Genomic DNA, 17,437 nt, shown 5'->3' with positions numbered 1-17,437 from the left:
AGCGGAGCGGATTCAACACGCTGCAAGCCTGCTGCAAGAAATGTATGCATCTTGCGCTCGCTTGCGTCATCATTGCCTCATGACTCGACGACTCGCCGAGGTGGCGCGCAAGGTCGGGGTGAGTGAGGCGACGGTCAGCCGGGTGCTCAACGGCAAGCCCGGCGTCTCCGAGTCCACCCGCAACGCCGTGCTCACCGCGCTCGACGTGCTGGGCTACGAGCGCCCCACCCAGCTCCGCGGCGAACGCGCCCGGCTGGTCGGCCTGGTGCTGCCCGAACTGCAGAACCCGATCTTCCCCGCCTTCGCCGAGATCATGGGCAACGCCCTGGCTCAGCAGGGCTTCACGCCCGTGCTGTGCACCCGCACCGCGGGCGGGGTCTCCGAGGCCGACTACGTCGAACTGCTGCTCGCCCAGCACGTCTCCGGAGTGCTCTTCGCCGGCGGCTCCTACGCCCAGGCCGACGCCTCGCACGAGCACTACCGCCGCCTGGTCGAACGCCAGCTGCCCACCGTGCTGGTCAACGCCGGCATCGACGAACTCGGCTTCCCCCGGGTCTCCTGCGACGACGCGGTCGCCGCCGAACAGGCGCTGACCCACCTGCTCTCCCTCGGGCACACCAAGGTCGGCATGGTGCTCGGCCCGCCCGACCACCTGCCCTCGCGGCGCAAACTCGCCGCCTTCACCGCCGCGGCGGGCAAAGCCGGCCTCACCGTGCCTGCCGAATGGGTCGGGCACGCCATGTTCTCCCTGGAAGGCGGGCAGGCCGCGGCCGCCCGGCTGATCGAACGCGGCGTCACCGGCATCGTCTGCGCCTCCGACCCCCTCGCCCTGGGCACCGTGCGGGCGGTGCGACGGCGTGGGATGGCGGTACCGTCGGACGTCTCGGTCATCGGCTACGACGACTCCGCGTTCATGAACTGCACCGACCCGCCGCTGACCACCATCCGCCAGCCCATCGAGGCGATGGGCCGGGCCGCGGTGGACCTCCTGGCCGCACAGATCAACGGCGCCGAGGTCACCGCGGAGGAGCTGCTCTTCGAGCCGGAACTGGTGGTCCGCGGCTCCACCGCGCCCGCACCGGAGAAGTGACGGAGCGCGCGGGTAGATAACGAGAATCAGTCAACTTCTTGCTGAATCTCATCGGGATATTGCACTCCGGCGGGCTGGGCTCCTATCGTGAGCCGCGCCACAGGTCCCGCCGGAGCGACCTCCCACCGAGAAGAGGCACGAGCGATGCTGAGACCTCGTACCCGCAGCGCCATCGGAGTACTGCTCGTCGCCGGACTCGGCCTGGCCGTGGCCGGGTGCGGCGGCGCCACCCCGCCCGCGGCCGGCGGCAAGGTCAAGATCTCCGTCAACGGCCAGCCGCCGGGCACTCAGGCCTTCCAGCGCAAGATCTTCGACGAGGACGTGGCCGCGTTCGAGGCGGCCAACCCGAACATCGACATCGAGCCGCGCGAAGGCTTCATGGACCCCAAGACCTTCGCCACCAAGCTCGCCGGCGGTCAGCTCGAGGACGTCTTCTACGTCTACCTCACCGACCCGGCGCAGATCATCGCCCGCCGCCAGGCCGCCGACCTCACCGACCACCTCAAGGACGTCCCGCTCGCCGGTGAGCTGAACCCGCAGCTCACCCAGGTGTTCAAGGACAGCAAGGGCCGTCAGTACGGCCTGCCCACCGCCAACTACTCGATGGGCCTGCTCTACAACCGCACCCTGTTCAGCAAGGCCGGCCTGGACCCGGCCAAGCCACCGGCCACCTGGGCCGAGGTGCGCGAGGCCGCCAAGAAGATCAGCGCGCTGGGCAACGGCGTGGTCGGCTTCGGCGAGCTGAGCAAGAACAACCATGGCGGCTGGCACCTGACCAGCTGGCTCAACTCCCTTGGCGTCAGCGTGGCCCGTCAGGAGGGCGAGACCTGGAAGGCCGATTTCAACAACGACAAGGGCAAGGCCGCCCTGCAGCACCTCTACGACATGCGCTGGACCGATGACTCCATGGGCAGCAAGCAACTCCTGGAGATCCCCGACCTGCAGCGGCTGATGGGCGCCGGGCAGCTCGGCATGTACATCGCCGCCCCGGACAACGTGCCGGTGCTGGTCAACCAGTTCAACGGCAAGTACGAGGACTACGGCCTCGCCCCGCTGCCCGGCGGCCAGGGCACGCTGATCGGCGGCGAGGGTTACATGATCAACCCCAAGGCCACCCCGGAGAAGATCAAGGCCGGACTGACCTGGCTGCGCTGGAAGTTCCTCGACCCGTCCCGGATCGAGGGCAACCTCAAGCGCTACGCCGAGCAGAAGCAGCCGATCGGCCTGCCCGTCCCGCCGGCCGCCGATGTCTGGGTCGGCCCGGTGCGGGAGCAGCAGGAGCGGTTCAAGGCCGCCAACGCGACCATCCCGGTGGCCAACTACCAGCCCTACATCACCGCGGCGCCCAGCCTGAAGGGCAACCTGGAACCGCCGAGCGCCCAGCAGGTCTACGCCGCGCTGGACACAGTGATGCAGGCGGTGCTGACCAACAAGGACGTCACCATCGGCCAGGTGCTCGCCGAGGCGGAAACCAAGGTCAACGGTGTTCTCGCGCAGCTCAGGTGAGCTGAGCGGGCAGGCGCCACCGGTGCACGGCCGGTGGCGCCGCAAGCTCGGGGAGAACCTCACCGCCTACGGCCTGCTCGCCGCCGCGCTGGTGGTCTTCGCGCTGTTCTCCTGGTGGCCGCTGATCCGCGGCGTGCTGCTCAGCTTCCAGCAGGTGGACTTCGTGAACCCGCCCAGCTGGGTCGGTTTCGAGAACTTCGAGCGGCTGTTCAACGACCCGCTCTTCGGCGCGGCCTGGCGCAACACCCTGCTGTTCACCGGTCTGGCGCTGCTGCTCGGTTTCGCGGTGCCGTTCCTGACCGCGGTGGTGCTCAACGAGTTGCGGCACGCCCAGTCGTTCTTCCGGGTCGCGGTGTACCTGCCGGTGATGTTGCCGCCGGTGGTGACCGCGTTGCTGTGGAAGTGGTTCTACAACCCGGGACCCGGCCTGTTCAACGAGGGCCTGCGCGCCGTCGGCCTGCCGGGGCTGAGCTGGCTGGACTCCGGCAGCACCGCGATGATCTCGCTGGTGCTGGTCTCCACCTGGGCCAACATGGGCAGCACCACGCTGATCTACCTGGCCGCGCTGCAGACCATCCCCGGCGAGTTGTACGAGGCGGCCGAACTCGACGGCGCGAACCTGTGGCGGCGACTGGTGCACGTCACCATCCCGCAGACCCGGTTCGTGCTGCTGGTGCTGCTGCTGTTGCAGGTGGTGGCCACCATGCAGGTCTTCACCGAACCGTATGTGATGACCGGCGGCGGACCCGAGGACGCCACCGTCACACTGCTGCTCCTGCTCTACCGCTATGCCTTCTACTACAACGACTTCGGCACGGCCAGCGCGCTGAGCCTGCTGCTGTTCGTGGTGCTCGGCATCTTCTCCGCCACCTATGTGCGGCTGACCAGGACCAGGAGCTGACCATGTCCACGCGCACCCTGGTCTCCCCGGCCGCACTGCGTTCCGCACGCGGGAAAGCCTTGTACTGGCTCGTGTTCAGTCTCGTGCTGGTGCTGTTCCTGCTGGCCTTCGTCTTCCCGTTGTACTGGGCGGTGACCGGCGCGATGAAGTCGCCGGTGGAACTGGCCAGGACCCCGCCGTCGGTGGTGCCCGAGACCTGGTTCCCGGAGACCTTCTGGCAGGCCTGGCGGGAACTGGACCTGGGCCGGTACTTCCTCAACACGATGATCGTGGCGGGCGGCGCGGTGCTGGTGCAGCTCGCGGTGTGCGTGCCCGCCGCCTACGCGCTGTCCAAGCTGCGACCGGTGCTGGGCAACGTGATCCTCGGCCTGATGCTGGCCACGCTGATGCTGCCCGCCTCGGCGCTGCTGGTGCCGACGTACCTGACCATCGCCGACGTACCGCTGCTCGGGGTGAACCTGCTCAACAACCCGGCGGGCATCTGGCTGCCCGCGGCGGCCAGCGCGTTCAACATCTACCTGCTCAAGCGGTTCTTCGACGAGATCCCCGGCGAACTCCTGGAGGCGGCCAGGATGGACGGCGCGGGACCGGTGCGGGTGCTGATCAGCATCGTGCTGCCGATCTCCCGGCCGATCCTGGCCGTGGTGTCCATCCTCGCGCTGGTCACCGCGTGGAAGGACTTCATCTGGCCGCTGCTGGTCTTCTCCGACCCGAACGAGCAGACCCTCAGCGTCGCGCTGGAACGGGTCGCGCCGGACACCGCGCTCAACGTGCTCACCGCGGGACTGGTGCTGGCCAGCATCCCGATGATCCTGGTTTTCCTTGTGTTCCAACGCCAGATCCTGGCCGGCCTGACCGCCGGCAGCCTCAAGGGCTAAGCACACCTCTCCGGAAGGCGGCATCGTGATCTCCTCCGAGCGCACCTCAGCAACTCAGTCCACTATGGACGGACAAGGGACGTCCTGGTGGCGCGGGGCGGCGATCTACCAGGTCTACCTGCGCAGCTTCGCCGACGGCGACGGGGATGGCATCGGCGATCTCGCCGGGGCCCTGGCCAAGCTGCCCTACCTGGCCGAGCTGGGCATCGACGCGATCTGGTTCAGCCCCTGGTATCCCTCGCCGATGGCCGACGGCGGCTACGACGTGGCCGACTACCGGGACATCGAACCGGTCTTCGGCACCCTGGCCCAGGCCGAGGAGTTCATCGAGCAGGCGCACCGGCTGGGCATCCGGATCATCATCGACATCGTGCCCAACCACTGCTCGGACCGGCATCCCTGGTTCGCGCAGGCGCTGGCCGCCGAACCGGGATCGCCCGCGCGGCAACGGTTCTGGTTCCGGCCAGGCCGGGGCGCGGACGGGTCCGAACCGCCGAATGACTGGCAGTCCCGCTTCGGTGGACCGGCCTGGACCCGGGTCACCGAGGCCGACGGCAGGCCGGGGGAGTGGTACCTGCACCTCTACGCCGCCGAGCAGCCCGACCTCAACTGGACCAACCCCGAGGTGCACGCGGAGTTCGCCGACATCCTCCGGTTCTGGTTCGACCGCGGCGTGGACGGCCTGCGCATCGACGTGGCCGACGGCCTGGTCAAGGCGCCCGGACTGCCCGATGTGGCCGGGGCCAACGGGCAACTGCCGTTCTCCGACCTCGACGGCGTGCACGAGATCTACCGGGCCTGGCGGCGAATCGCCCAGGAGTACGGCGAGGACCGGATCTTCGTCGGCGAGATGTGGCTGCCCGAACCGGTGCGCTTCGCCCGCTACCTGCGCCCGGACGAGCTGCACTCGGCGTTCAACTTCGATTTCCTGTCCTGCCCCTGGGAAGCCGGGCGGCTCAAGGCGGTCATCCAGGCCACTGTGGACAGTCACGCGCCGGTGGGCGCGCCGCCCACCTGGGTGCTGTCCAACCACGACGTGACCCGGCACGTCACCCGCTACGGACGGCCCGGCGACACCGGCTTCACCTTCGCCGACCGCCGCCACGGCACCCCGGTGGACCGCGCGCTCGGCACCCGCCGGGCCCGCGCGGCCGCGCTGCTCAGCCTGTCCCTGCCCGGCGGAGCCTATGTGTACCAAGGGGAAGAGCTGGGACTGTGGGAGATCGAGGACGTGCCGGACGAACTGCGTGAGGACCCGGTGTTCGCCCGCACCCAGGGCGCGGACCCGGGCCGGGACGGCTGCCGGGTGCCGCTGCCCTGGTCCGGCCAGGCCGCCCCGTTCGGCTTCGGACCCGAGGGCTCGGTGCCCTGGCTGCCCCAGCCCGCCGAGTGGTCCGGGCACACCGCGCAGGCGCAGCACCAGGATCCGGCCTCGATGCACGCGCTCTACCGGGAGGCGCTGCGGTTGCGCCGGGAACTGCCCGCGCTCGGTGACGGGCCGATGCGCTGGCTGGACCTCGGCGCCGAGGTGCTGGCCTTCCACCGCCCGCCCGGCTTCACCTGCGTGGTCAACCTCGCCGCCGAACCGGTCGCGCTGCCCGCGCACGAGCGGGTGCTGCTGGCCAGCGGCGGGCTGACCGCGGCGGGCGAGCTGCCGCCGGACACCGCGATCTGGCTGGCCTGACCAGGGAGCAGAGACCGGTCGACCGTGGGCCAAAACACCTGCTCAGGGCCGATCGGACAGGTTCGATCGGCTGATCTCGACTTGCCGGGCAGGTTCAGGTAATCCATTACCTGAACCTGCCTGGAGGTCCCATGAACGCCACCACACCGGGGATTCCCCGGCCGCTGCCCGCTCGGGCCGTCGGCATCCTCGGCCGGACCGCCGAGCTGAGCCGGATTCGCGCCCTGCTGCCGGACCGGCGGATCGACGGCGTCGCCGTGTCCGGGGTGGGGCGCAGCCGGGTGCTGGCCGAGATCGCGGACTGGGCTCAGGGCCATGGGTTCCGGGTCGAACCGATCACCGGCGGGCGCGGGCTGTCCGCGCTGGTGTGCACGGTGCTGCTGGGCCCGGCCACCCGGGTGCTCGCGGTCGTCGACGACGCGCACCTGCTTTCCGAGGCCGACACCGAGCTGCTGCTGGAGCTGGTGCGGCAGGGCCTGGTGCGGGTGCTCGCCGCCGGGCCCGACGGGTTGTGGCAAGGCGAGAACCTCGGCCGGGTCGACCTCCCGCCGTTGGGCGCCACCGACATGGCCGAGCTGGCCAGGGCGATCACCGGCGACCACCCGGCCGCCCGGCGACTGGCCCAGCTCGCCAAGGGCAGCCCGCGCTTGCTGCGCGAACTGGTGCACCTGGCCGCGGACCACCCCGCGGACCAAGGAGGTTCCCTTGCCGAGGTGATCGAGCTGCGCCTGGCCGGACTGGAAACCGGGCAACGCCAGGCCCTGGACCTGATCGCGGCGGCGGGGTTCGCGCCGCTGCCGGTGTTCGAGCGCCTGGTCGACCGGCACGACCTGATCATCCTGGCCGAGCAGGAGCTGATCACCGCGGTGGAGACCCCGACCGGCTGGCGGGTCGAGTTGGCGCACAACGGGATCGGCGCGGCACTGGGCGCCATCCCTGCGCCCGAACCCTCCACTGAGGACGATCAGGACCACGCGACCGGACTGATGTGCGCCGGGCGGATCGAGGAGGCACTGGGCGCGGCCAGGGACCGGTTCGCCGAGGCCGACGCCGCGCACCGGTCCCGGCACGGCCTGATCCTGGCCGCGATGCTGTTGGCGCACGGGCAGATCCGCCGCGCCTACGACCTGCTGTGCCTGTTACCGGACGGCGATCCGCGCTGGGCCATCCTGCGCCTGGCCGCCGCCGCGCAACTCGGCGACCCGGCCGCCGTGGCCGCCAGCGCGCTGCCCGAGGCCTCGGCCACGCACCTGGCCGCCTCGGCCGCGGTGGCCCGCGCCTGGGCCGCGGCCGTCCGCGGCGACCTCGACGAAGCCCGCGACCTGTTGTGCGCCAAGGCCGAGGACACCACCTGGGACCGGGCACTCCGCGCGCATACCCTGGGCCGCCTCGGCCTGGCCCGCTCCGCCGCCCCGTTCTGGCACAGCATCGGCCAGCACGGCTACCTCCGGGCCCGGCTGGACTACAGCCGCGCCATCGCCACCGCGGACGCCGACCTGCTGGCCGCGGTGGCCGAACAGTTCCTCACCGCGGGCGCCCTGCTCTACGGCGCGGAGGCACTGGCCGAACTCGCCGCACTGCACCAGCGCGCCGGGCAGCCCCGCAAGGCCGCCGCCGCGATCCGCCGGGCCCGGATGCTGCCGGTGCGGCACAGCGGCGCCCGCACGCCGGGACTCGCGTTGCTGGCCCAGAACGAACCACTGTCCACCAGGGAGAGCGAGGTGGTGCGGCTGGCCGTGTCCGGGCTGACCGACCCGCAGATCGCGCTGCGCCTGGGAGTGTCGGTGCGCACCATCAACAACCACCTGCACCGCGCCTACCGGAAACTCGGCTGCGCCGGCCGCGTGGACCTGCCGCCCGGCGCCGGTCAGTGAGCCGCCGCGACCACCCGTAGCCCGGGATTCATCGCCCGCTCCACCGCCAGGTGCACCAGGCACCAGCGCCGCCGCTCGCCGGTGGCCGGATGCCGCACCACCGCGGCCATCGGCGCCGCGCAATGCCGCCGCCAGCCCTCCCCGCGCCACGGACAGCTCGCCCTGCGGCCGGGGCAGCGCAGGCCGCGACCGCGGAACATCTTGCGCACCAACGGATCGTGCACCGGGCACACCGCGGCGAAGGACTCGCACACCGACTCATCCGCGGCCAGCGCGGCGTCCTGCTCGCGGTCGGCCTGATAGCCCAGCGCGGTGCGCACCTGCCGCTCGGGGGGTAGCAGCAGGTGCACATCCGCGCGGGCCACCCCGTGCGCGACCAGCAGTTCGCTGATCCGCCACAGCACATCCCGCGCCGGATCCGCCGGTCCCTCCGGGCTCGGGGGATAGGGGGTCCAGACCGAGGCGGCGCGGTGCTGCTCCACGAGGTGGTCCATGTCCGGGCAACGGGCGCCGGACCCGGTCCGGTTCAGCCCTGCCGCCGGATTCGGCCGAACGGGTCTGCCGGCCGCAAGCCGTTTGCGCTGCCCCCGGCAAGCCCCTTGCGGCGCGGCACCCGTTCTCGGCGAGTCCCTCGCCAGTGTGTGCAAGTTTTGCGCAATCCAGTTGAAGTATTGCGGTGATCTGTCGGAAACATCTACCTTCGGCGGCACGACACGCACCGATCCGCCGGGGATCGCCGCCGCCAACGGCCATACCCAGATCGACGCAAAGGTGCGCCCTGCCATGACAGACCTGCCCGTACGGCGGCTGGCTCCACTGGCCGCAGCGTTAGCCGCGGTGGTCCTGACCGCGGCCACGATCACCGTCCTCAGCAGCCCGCCCGCCGCGCTGGCCGCTCCCAGCGCGGACATACCCGCCGGGTATGGCGCGAGCGTCCCGTTCACCACCTACGAGGCCGAAGCCGCCGCCACCAACGGCGGCGCGGTCGGCCCGGACTACACCCAGGGCACCGTCGCCTCGGAGGCATCCGGGCGGCGCGCGGTGCGCCTGGATCCCGGTCAGCACGTGGAATTCACCCTGGCCGGGCAGGCGAACGCGGTGGTGGTCGCGCACAACGTGCCGCGCGGCCAGTCCGGTTCGCTCTCGGTCTACCTCAACGGGCAGAAGCTGCCCGGCAAACTCGCCCTCACCGCCCGCTTCGGCTACCTGGAGACCGCCTGGATCCCGGGAGCCAAGACGCACCAACTGTTCCAGCACGCCCGGCTGCTGCTGGGCCGCCAGGCCAACGCGGGCGACCGGGTGCGGCTCCAGGTCGACGGCGGCGACCTGCCCGCGACCATCGACCTCGCCGACTTCGAACAGGTCGCCGGACCCGCGGGGCAACCGGCGAACTCCGTCTCGATCACCGCCACCGGCGCGGATCCCAGTGGTGGCGGCGATTCCACCGCCGCGATCAACCGGGCCATCGCCGAGGCGCGCGCCCAGGGCCGCTCGGTGTGGATCCCACCGGGTGACTTCCGGATCACGAACAAACTGGAGATCGACAACGTCACGGTGCGCGGCGCCGGGCCCTGGCACGCCACCCTGCGCGGCACCCACCTGATCGACAACGCCAGCACCTCGGGCACCTTGCGGTTACACGATTTCGCGGTGATCGGCGAGGTGGCCCAGCGGGTCGACGACCGGCCGGACAACTTCGTCAACGGCAGCCTGGGCAACGGATCCGTGGTGTCCGGCATCTGGATCCAGCACCAGAAGGTCGGCCTGTGGCTGGTCGGCCCGAACAACAACAACCTCACCATCGAGAACAGCCGCTTCCTCGATCTCAAGGCCGACGGCCTCAACTTCAACGGCACCGTGACCAACTCGGTGGTGCGCAACAACTTCCTGCGCAACACCGGTGACGACGCGCTGGCCATGTGGTCGATCCACTCGGCCAACCGCGGCAACACCTTCAGCCACAACACCATCGTGCAGCCCAACCTGGCCAACGGCATCGCGATCTACGGCGGCACGGACACCACCGTCTCCCGCAACGCCATCGTGGACACCAACGCCCTCGGCAGCGGCATCGCCATCTCCAACCAGGAATTCCTGGCCGGTAAGGGCTTCACGCCACTGGGGGGCACGATCGCGGTGCGGGACAACGTGACCGTGCGAGCCGGTGCGATGAATCCCAACTGGGGACACCCGATGAGCGCGCTGCGCATCGACTCCTACGACCATCCGGTGGAGGGCGGGGTGCGGGTCGAGCTGACCGGGAACCAGTTCCTGGACAGCCCGTACAGCGCGATCCAGGCGGTCAGCGGCGGCGGCAAGGGGCTACCGGTGAGCAGCGTGCACATCAACGGCGCTACCGTGCGCAACGCGCGCACCGTGGTGCTGCAGGCCGAGACCCGCGGCTCGATCACCGCCGCCAACGTCACCGCCAGTGGCACCGGCCGGGCCGGGGTCTACAACTGCCCCTACCCCAACGGCACCTTCAGCCTGCAGGCCGGCGGCGGCAACAACGGCTGGCAGGACCACGTGTGGGCGGGCTGCACCTGGCCCGAGCCCGGTGGCGGCAACCCGACCAGCACCAGCACCCCGCCGCCCGGTGGCGTGAACGTGGCCCAGGGCAAGCCGATCAGCGCCGGCAGCCACGTGCACGACCTGGCCGCGGCCCGCGCGGTGGACGGAAACGCCGACAGCTACTGGGAAAGCGCCAACAACGCCTTCCCGCAGGAGATCACCGTCGACCTGGGCTCGACCTACCAGATCAACCGGGTCGGCCTCGCCCTGCCACCCAACCCGGCCTGGGGCGCGCGCACCCAGACCGCCACCATCCTGGGCAGTGCCAACGGATCCGGCTACGCCGAACTCGCAGGCACGCGCGGATACACCTTCGACCCCGCCACCGGCAACACCGTCGCGGTGGGTTTCGCCACCACCGGGGTGCGCTACCTGCGAGTGCGGGTCACCGGCAACACCGGCTGGCCCGCCGGTCAACTCGCCGAACTCCGGGTCCACACCGCCTGAACCGGCGGCGCACAGCCTGTTTCCCCTGCACCACCGGCCCCCTGTCCGATCGGGCGAGGGGTCTGTGGTGTCCGGGCCCGGATCTGTCCGGATGCGGTCAGCGTTGGCCGAGTCCTTGACCGGTCTGGACCACCGTGTCACGTTGGGCGTCCGCACTGAACCTCCGCCGCCAGGTTCCTCCTTCCGCCACAAGGAGATTCAGATGCCACGCAGTGCCACGGCCCGGTTGGGCCTCGTCGTGTCCCTCGCCCTGTCGGCCGCCGCCGGTCTCGCACCGGCGGCCATGGCCGATCCCGTCCTCTCACCCGGATTGCTGCCGGCCCTGCGGCAGGACCTCGGGCTCACCCAACACCAGGCGGTGGTCCGGGTACGGCAGGAGGCCGATGCCTCCCGCCTCGTCCCGGCCGCCGAGTCCGCCGCGGGGGAGTCCCTCGGCGGATCCTGGTTCGACCCCGGCCGCGGCAAGCTCGTCGTCGCGGTCACCGATCCGGTCAAGGCCGCCGCGGTCCGGGCCACCGGCGCCGAGGCCGTGCCGGTCACCCACTCGGCGCGAGCCCTGGACCGCGCCAAAACCACCCTCGACCAGCTGGCCACGGCGAAGCAGGCCCCGGCCGAGGTCGCGAGCTGGCACGTCGACCCGCGCGGCAACACCGTGGTGGTCAACGTGGTCGAGGGCGCTGATTCGCCCGCCCTGCGCGGATTCCTGGACCGGGCCCGCGCGGCCGGACCGGTGACCGTGCACCGCCAGGGAGTGCGCACCCCGCGCACCTACGCGGCCGGGGTGGTCGGCGGCGACCCGTACTACACCGGGAACGTCCGCTGCTCCATCGGTTTCTCCGTGCACGGCGGCTTCGTCACCGCCGGGCACTGCGCCGGGACGGGCGCCCAGGTCAACGGCTGGGACCGGTCCTGGATGGGCACCTTCGCCGGATCCTCCTTCCCCGGCAACGACTACGCCTTCGTGCGCACCGGCGGCGGCTGGTGGACGGTGCCGGTGGTGCTCGGCTGGGGCACCGTGCCGGACGCGCTGGTCCGTGGTTCCTGGGTGGCGCCGGTGGGCACCTCGGTGTGCCGCTCCGGCTCGACCACCCGCTGGCACTGCGGACAGGTGCTCTCGCACAACGAGACCATCAACTACGCCCAGGGCGCGGTGCACCAGATGACCGGCACCAGCGTGTGCGCCGAGGGCGGTGACTCCGGTGGCTCGTTCATCACCGGCGACCAGGCCCAGGGCGTCACCTCGGGTGGCTACGGCGACTGCCGCGGCGGTGGTCGGACCTGGTTCCAGCCGATCAACGAGATCCTGTCCACCTACGGACTGGCATTGCATACCGCGTGACGGTATATACCGCGATCCTGAACATATCCCCGATCTGAACACCTTGACTTTCCTTGGGGATCAGGGTCACCGTAGGGGGTGCGTGAGAGCGCTCTCGCACACCCCCTGTGTCCCAACTGCCGGAGCTTTTCCCAGCCGCAGCCGCCAGTGGCAAGGAGTCAGCTTCCTCGACGTGGAGGAACGTTCATGATCTCTCGTCGCCTCTTCCTCGGCGCGACCGCGACCGCACTGGCCACCCCTGCCCTCGGCCAGCTCACCGCGGGCTCCGCCTCCGCCGCGACGCCACAGAGATTCACCCTGAACCTGGTCAACAACTCCGGATCGGCCACCGCCTACGCCTATGTCGTCGGCCTGTCCGGCAACCGCCCGCTGTTCGTCCGCAGGGACGGCAGCTCGTACTACCCGCCCTCGCCCGGCGCGCCGGTCACCCCGCTCGGCGAGGATCCCTCGATCCCGTTGGGCGGCCCCGGTTCCTCGACCACGGTGTCCATCCCGCGGATGTACGGCGCGCGGATCTACGTGGTCACCGGGCAGAAGCTGAACTTCTTCGTCAACCCTGGCCCGCACATCGTGCACCCCAGCTTCCTCAACCCGAACGACCCCAACATCAACAAGAACTGGACCTTCGCGGAGTTCACCTTCAACGAGGCCGAACTCTTCGCCAACATCAGCTACGTGGACTTCGTGGCCGCGCCGCTGGGCCTCTCGCTGCGCTCGCTCTCCGGCCGGGTGGAGACCGTGCCCGGGTTGCCCGCGGGCGCGCTGGACGGGATCTGCGCGGCATTGCAGGCCCAGGCGGCCAAGGAGGGTTCGGCCTGGAACCAGCTGATCCAGAAGGGTCCGGACGGCCGCAACCTGCGGGCGATGAGCGCGCACTACAAGGCCAGCGCGTTCGCCAACTACCTGGGCGGCGACATCGACCAGTGCTGGGCCAAGTACGCGGGCACGAATCTGGTGGTGGACACCCAAAGCGGCCCGGGCAGGCTGACCGGCCGGGTCAGCGGCGGCGTGCTGCGCTTCGGCAACGGCGAGGCGTTCAGCAAGCCCAGCACCGCGGACGTGTTCAGCTGCGACTCCGGTCCGTTCAGCCTGGCCGGGGCCAGTGACGTGCGCAAGGCGATCATTCCGCGCCTGGCCGCGGCGCTCAACCGCACCACGTTGCTGACCAACCCGAACCAGCCGCACGGCGAGGTCGCGAGCAACTTCTACCGGAACGCGGCCACCAACCACTACGCCCGGATCGTGCACGAACGCCTGCCCGACAACCGCGGCTACGCCTTCCCCTACGACGACGTGTCACCCGGCCCGGACTTCAGCGGCGCCACCCGCTCCGGCGACCCGGGAACACTGACCGTGGACGTGAAGCGCCTGCGCTGATCATCCTTACCCCGCAACACCAATGTGTGCCCGTCCGCCCACCGCCTCCCCTGCTGTGGTGGGCGGCCGGGTCACGCCAGCGACAACCGCGAGACGATCCGGTACCGGTCCCCGCGGTAGATCGAGCGCGCGTACTCCACCGTCCGCCCCTCGGCATCGGTGGTGCGCCGCTCGAACAACAGCGCCGGGGTGAGCAGTGGCACGCCCAGCAGTCCCGACTCGGTCTCGTCGGTGACCGTCGGCTCGATCGACTGCGTGGCCTCCTGCACCAGCACCCCACGCGCCCGCAACGCCGCGTGCAGTCCGGCGCCCTCGAAGTCCACAGTGGACAGATCAGCGGCCACCGCGACCGGAATGTGCAACCACTCCAACGCGATCGGCACCCCATCGGCCAGTCGCAACCGGGTCACTAAGGTCACCTCCGCGGCCGGCGAGACGCCCAGCTTGCGGCCAACCCGGGCCCCCGCCGGAGCCCGCGTCAGCTCCAGCACCCGGCTCCGCCACTGTCCATCGGCCCTGGGCACGCCCAGCGCGGTGTCCACGCCGACCAGCTCCTGCGTGATCTTCGCCGCCGCCACGAACATGCCGCGCCCATGCTCGCGCACCAGCAATCCGTTGTGCACCAACTCATCCACGGCGGCGCGCAAGGTGGGCCGGGACACCGACAGCAACGCGCAGAGCGTGCGCTCGGACGGGATCGAGGTGCCCGGCGGCCGCGTCTCGACCAGCTCCAGCAGGTAGTCACGCACCCGCTCGCGCTTGTGCGCCACCGCCCTCGTCACCGCCCCAGTATGTCGGCGAAGTCCGAACCCGGCCACTGGTCACATCCAGCCTTTACCAGTGTCGGCCAGAACCGTTGACTACAGCGGAACTCTGTGCCACCGTCGTTCACGTCCCTGAACTTACCAATTGGTCAAGTCAGGACGCCCGACACCGCCGCCACCCTCGCAGCTCCCTGCGGTGTTGAGGAGAAAGCCGTGTACCAGCAACACATCCCGGCCCGCCGAAGGCGCCTGGCCGGTGGTCTGGCCGTGGCCCTGACCAGCCTGGCCACCCTCGCCCTGACCACCGCCCCCGCCAGCGCCGCGCCGGAACCCCCGCTCCTGCAGTACGGCACCACCGCCACCCAGCCAACCCACCACCAGTCCGAACCCTGGTTCCGCCTGACCAACCAGGGCAGTGCCGCGATCCCGTTGGCGGAGTACACCATCCGCTACTACTTCCGCGCCGAGGACGGCGAAACCGACTACCGCTACGCCTGTTCCTGGGCGACTCCCGGCTGCGACAACCTCACCGGCGCCATCCGCCGCCTCCCCGCCCCAACCCCCGACGCCGACCACTACCTGGAAGTCGGCTTCCGCCCCGGCGCGGGCGACCTCGGCCCCGGCCACCACACCGGCGACCTGCAACTCCGCTTCCACCGAGCCAACTGGGGCCACCTCACCCAGTCCAACGACTACTCCTTCAACCCCGCCCAAGCCCCGTACGGCCCCGCCCCCAGAACCACCCTCCACCGAGCAGGCCAACTCCTCTCCGGAGCACCCCCCGGCGTCCAATCCCCAGCCCCGGCCCAGATCTTCTTCGACGACTTCCACTACGACACCAGCGCCGACGCCCGCCTCAACCAACGAGGCTGGACCGTCCGCACCGGCTCCGGCGGCCCCGGCGTAGGCGGCGCGACCTGGGACCCAGCCCTGGTCACCTTCCCCACCGTCGCCGGCCAGAAGGTCGCCCAGCTCAGCGCACAGACCAACGGAACCCCAAGCGGCACAAGGCAATCCCAGATCAACACCGGCCGCAAGTTCTACGAGGGCACCTACGCCACCAGATTCCATATGACCGACGCCCCCGCCTACGGCCCCGACGGCGACCACGTGGTCCAAACCTTCTACACGATCACCCCGCTGCGCCACGACCGCGACCCGGACTACGGCGAACAGGACTTCGAGTACCTGCCCAACGGCGGCTGGGGCGAGTCCACGAACACCATGTTCCTCACCTCCTGGGAGACCTACCAACCGGACCCCTGGTGGGCCGACAACAGCTCCACCCGGGTCCACCGCAGCTTCGCCGGCTGGCACGACCTGGTGCTCCAGGTGTCCGGCGGCCGGATGAAGTACTACCTCGACGGCCACCTGGTAGCCGACCACGGCGACCGCTTCTACCCGGAAACCCCCATGCTGATCAACTTCAACCACTGGTTCATCGACCTCAACGCCGCAGGCCCGGACCGCCGCTACCACCAGCAGGCCGACTGGATCTACTTCGCCCGCAACCAGGTCCTGTCCCCAGCCCAGGTCCAGCACCAGATCAACACCCACCGGGCCGCGGGCACCCACTTCCTCGACACCGTCCCGGCCTCCTGACCGCACCCTGTCTCCACCGCCCGGTCCGCGGAGCGGGCTCTGCCTCGGCTCGGCCGAGCCCGCTGGGACTCCGGTTCCCCGCTCGGGTTCCGGTTCCCCGCTCGGGCTCCGGTTCCCCGCTGGGGCTCCGGTCCGGCCCGGGTCAGCCGTGCTGCCGAGCTGTCGGCCGGCGCTGCTCACCTGGCCGGACTGAGGCTGCCTACCTGGCCGGAGGCGTGGCGCGTGCTCCGGTCCTGCCCGCCGCCGCCACCGTTCCTCTGCGGAACGCAGAAACCCCGGTTTTGGTTGCCTTCATGTTTCGATCCCTCATCCGAATGGGTGAGATGACGATGGCCGAGCGCTTGCCGAGCCCGGCGGACCCACCGAGGTTCCCTGGCCATTCTACGAGATCAGCGCCATCCCCGTGCTCGCGGTCGAGCCCCCAAGCGGACCATCCACGCCGGAACCCAGTTCGCGAACCGCTGCACCGACCTTGACAACCCACTTTGACCACTGTGCGGCACTCACCCTCACCCGGCCCTCCGCCCGGCAGGTCGTCCTGTTGCGGCGCCGCGGGAACCCGACTCCGGGTGTCCAGTTGCACGGCGATCTGGCCGAGGACCAGGACGAGCAGTTGGCGGAGGCGGTGGCGTTCCTGGGAGTGCCGGAGGTGGAGGTGACCTGGCGGGGCGCGGTCGACTGAAAATCGTGGGTGCGGGGCCGGGGTTCAGTCGGGCCTGGCGAGCCGGGGCTGAGATTTATCCGCCGAGGACCAGCCGAGCCGAGTTGGGTGGTGGTGGGTGCGGGCGGGGTGGTCAGGCTGACTCGCGTTCCGCCGCGCTGCGCTCCACGCAGAACTCGTTGCCCGCTGGGTCTGCCAGCACCACCCAGCCCCGGCCGTCCGCCCTGCGCTGGTCGTCGACGAAGGTCGCGCCCAGGTCCAGCAGTCGCCGTACCTCCTCATCCCGGGGTAGTTCGGGCTGGAGGTCCAGGTGGAGGCGGTTGCGGGTGGCCGGTTTGGGGTCGGGGACCCGGATGAAGAGCAGGCCGGGGGCGTGCGGGAGGTCGATCAGGATCTCGTCGTCGCCGGGCTGGTCGTCGGGGTGAACGGGGTGGCCCAGGGTGTCGCTCCAGAACTGGGCCAGGGCGTAGGGCTCCAGGGGGTGGGGGCAGTTGACGGTGATGTGGCGGATGGCGGACCTCATGGGCGGATCCTCGCAAAGAGACTTGAAAACTGCTCACGTTTTATTCGGAAAGACCGTGGAGAACACCCGTGCGTGATTCTCTCTTGGTTCGTGACCGCGATCACGCTCGCCCGCTGGGCATTGTGCTACCGCCCGGTCGGGCGTCAGCGGGCGGGGGAGAGCTACTGGGCCGGGTAGCCGGGGCGCGACCGCCGTCCGGGGGACCTAGGGCATGATCGAC

14 protein-coding genes are annotated in these 17,437 nt (G+C 70.5%); 11 read left to right on the top strand and 3 right to left on the bottom strand.

The window, feature by feature from the left end; translation table 11 throughout:
* Positions 1-79: 79 nt before the first annotated feature.
* The 6 genes from ACTOWY_RS02010 (at position 80) to ACTOWY_RS01985 (ending at position 7,933) form a co-directional block, all read left to right on the top strand.
* Positions 80-1,090 carry a LacI family DNA-binding transcriptional regulator gene (locus ACTOWY_RS02010; RefSeq protein ID WP_247757728.1) on the top strand — a complete coding sequence of 337 codons (1,011 nt, stop codon included), beginning with the start codon at positions 80-82 and terminating at the stop codon, positions 1,088-1,090.
* Between the two features lie 144 nt (positions 1,091-1,234).
* Complete coding sequence (locus tag ACTOWY_RS02005) at positions 1,235-2,596, top strand: ABC transporter substrate-binding protein (RefSeq protein WP_441307871.1); 1,362 nt, start codon at positions 1,235-1,237, stop codon at positions 2,594-2,596.
* Positions 2,574-3,497, top strand: coding sequence for a carbohydrate ABC transporter permease (locus ACTOWY_RS02000; RefSeq protein ID WP_441307870.1), 924 nt, complete (start codon positions 2,574-2,576; stop codon positions 3,495-3,497). Before ACTOWY_RS02005 ends, ACTOWY_RS02000 begins: the two co-directional genes overlap by 23 nt.
* Before the next feature lie 2 nt (positions 3,498-3,499).
* Positions 3,500-4,375: a carbohydrate ABC transporter permease gene (locus ACTOWY_RS01995; protein WP_441307869.1), complete on the top strand. Its 876-nt coding sequence runs from the start codon at positions 3,500-3,502 to the stop codon at positions 4,373-4,375.
* Positions 4,376-4,439: 64 nt separating this feature from the next.
* The gene (locus ACTOWY_RS01990; protein WP_441307963.1) at positions 4,440-6,059 is read left to right on the top strand and encodes a glycoside hydrolase family 13 protein; all 1,620 of its coding nucleotides are present in this window, start codon (positions 4,440-4,442) and stop codon (positions 6,057-6,059) included.
* A 131-nt stretch (positions 6,060-6,190) separates the two neighbouring features.
* On the top strand, positions 6,191-7,933 hold the full coding sequence (locus tag ACTOWY_RS01985; RefSeq protein WP_441307868.1) for a helix-turn-helix transcriptional regulator: 1,743 nt from the start codon (positions 6,191-6,193) through the stop codon (positions 7,931-7,933).
* Here the strand turns inward: ACTOWY_RS01985 and ACTOWY_RS01980 are convergent.
* Positions 7,927-8,427 (bottom strand): hypothetical protein, encoded by a 501-nt coding sequence (locus ACTOWY_RS01980; RefSeq protein ID WP_441307867.1) that lies wholly within the window; start codon positions 8,425-8,427, stop codon positions 7,927-7,929. The two genes, ACTOWY_RS01985 and ACTOWY_RS01980, sit on opposite strands and share 7 nt — an antisense overlap.
* Before the next feature lie 289 nt (positions 8,428-8,716).
* Between ACTOWY_RS01980 and ACTOWY_RS01975 the strand changes: the two genes are divergently transcribed.
* The 3 genes from ACTOWY_RS01975 to ACTOWY_RS01965 all read left to right on the top strand — a co-directional run bounded on the left by ACTOWY_RS01975 (position 8,717) and on the right by ACTOWY_RS01965 (position 13,667).
* Positions 8,717-10,951, top strand: coding sequence for a galactose-binding domain-containing protein (locus ACTOWY_RS01975; protein ID WP_441307866.1), 2,235 nt, complete (start codon positions 8,717-8,719; stop codon positions 10,949-10,951).
* Between the two features lie 202 nt (positions 10,952-11,153).
* Positions 11,154-12,290, top strand: coding sequence for a S1 family peptidase (locus ACTOWY_RS01970; RefSeq protein ID WP_441307865.1), 1,137 nt, complete (start codon positions 11,154-11,156; stop codon positions 12,288-12,290).
* Between the two features lie 186 nt (positions 12,291-12,476).
* Positions 12,477-13,667, top strand: coding sequence for a glycoside hydrolase family 64 protein (locus ACTOWY_RS01965; RefSeq protein WP_441307864.1), 1,191 nt, complete (start codon positions 12,477-12,479; stop codon positions 13,665-13,667).
* Between the two features lie 71 nt (positions 13,668-13,738).
* Here ACTOWY_RS01965 and ACTOWY_RS01960 read toward each other — a convergent pair whose 3' ends face one another.
* Positions 13,739-14,449 (bottom strand): GntR family transcriptional regulator, encoded by a 711-nt coding sequence (locus ACTOWY_RS01960; protein WP_441307863.1) that lies wholly within the window; start codon positions 14,447-14,449, stop codon positions 13,739-13,741.
* Positions 14,450-14,644: 195 nt separating this feature from the next.
* Between ACTOWY_RS01960 and ACTOWY_RS01955 the strand changes: the two genes are divergently transcribed.
* Positions 14,645-16,033, top strand: coding sequence for a cellulose binding domain-containing protein (locus ACTOWY_RS01955; RefSeq protein ID WP_441307862.1), 1,389 nt, complete (start codon positions 14,645-14,647; stop codon positions 16,031-16,033).
* Positions 16,034-16,505: 472 nt separating this feature from the next.
* Positions 16,506-16,715, top strand: coding sequence for a hypothetical protein (locus tag ACTOWY_RS01950; RefSeq protein ID WP_441307861.1), 210 nt, complete (start codon positions 16,506-16,508; stop codon positions 16,713-16,715).
* Positions 16,716-16,827: 112 nt separating this feature from the next.
* On the opposite strand, the gene ACTOWY_RS01945 is transcribed toward ACTOWY_RS01950, so the two are convergent.
* Positions 16,828-17,217: a VOC family protein gene (locus ACTOWY_RS01945; protein ID WP_441307860.1), complete on the bottom strand. Its 390-nt coding sequence runs from the start codon at positions 17,215-17,217 to the stop codon at positions 16,828-16,830.
* Positions 17,218-17,437: the final 220 nt, after the last annotated feature.

It is taken from the genome of Crossiella sp. CA198, assembly GCF_052078295.1.
GTDB lineage: Bacteria > Actinomycetota > Actinomycetes > Mycobacteriales > Pseudonocardiaceae > Crossiella.
The sequence above is the reverse complement of the archived record's forward strand: the minus strand, read 5'-3'. Positions and strand labels throughout refer to the sequence as shown.

Coding starts and splice junctions, on each gene's coding strand:
- ACTOWY_RS01980 (WP_441307867.1), bottom strand. CDS start 8,427: ATGGACCACCTCGTGGAGCAGCACCGCGCCGCCTCGGTCTGGACCCCC.
- ACTOWY_RS01985 (WP_441307868.1), top strand. CDS start 6,191: ATGAACGCCACCACACCGGGGATTCCCCGGCCGCTGCCCGCTCGGGCC.
- ACTOWY_RS01970 (WP_441307865.1), top strand. CDS start 11,154: ATGCCACGCAGTGCCACGGCCCGGTTGGGCCTCGTCGTGTCCCTCGCC.
- ACTOWY_RS01965 (WP_441307864.1), top strand. CDS start 12,477: ATGATCTCTCGTCGCCTCTTCCTCGGCGCGACCGCGACCGCACTGGCC.
- ACTOWY_RS02010 (WP_247757728.1), top strand. CDS start 80: ATGACTCGACGACTCGCCGAGGTGGCGCGCAAGGTCGGGGTGAGTGAG.
- ACTOWY_RS02005 (WP_441307871.1), top strand. CDS start 1,235: ATGCTGAGACCTCGTACCCGCAGCGCCATCGGAGTACTGCTCGTCGCC.
- ACTOWY_RS01995 (WP_441307869.1), top strand. CDS start 3,500: ATGTCCACGCGCACCCTGGTCTCCCCGGCCGCACTGCGTTCCGCACGC.
- ACTOWY_RS01990 (WP_441307963.1), top strand. CDS start 4,440: ATGGACGGACAAGGGACGTCCTGGTGGCGCGGGGCGGCGATCTACCAG.
- ACTOWY_RS01945 (WP_441307860.1), bottom strand. CDS start 17,217: ATGAGGTCCGCCATCCGCCACATCACCGTCAACTGCCCCCACCCCCTG.
- ACTOWY_RS01975 (WP_441307866.1), top strand. CDS start 8,717: ATGACAGACCTGCCCGTACGGCGGCTGGCTCCACTGGCCGCAGCGTTA.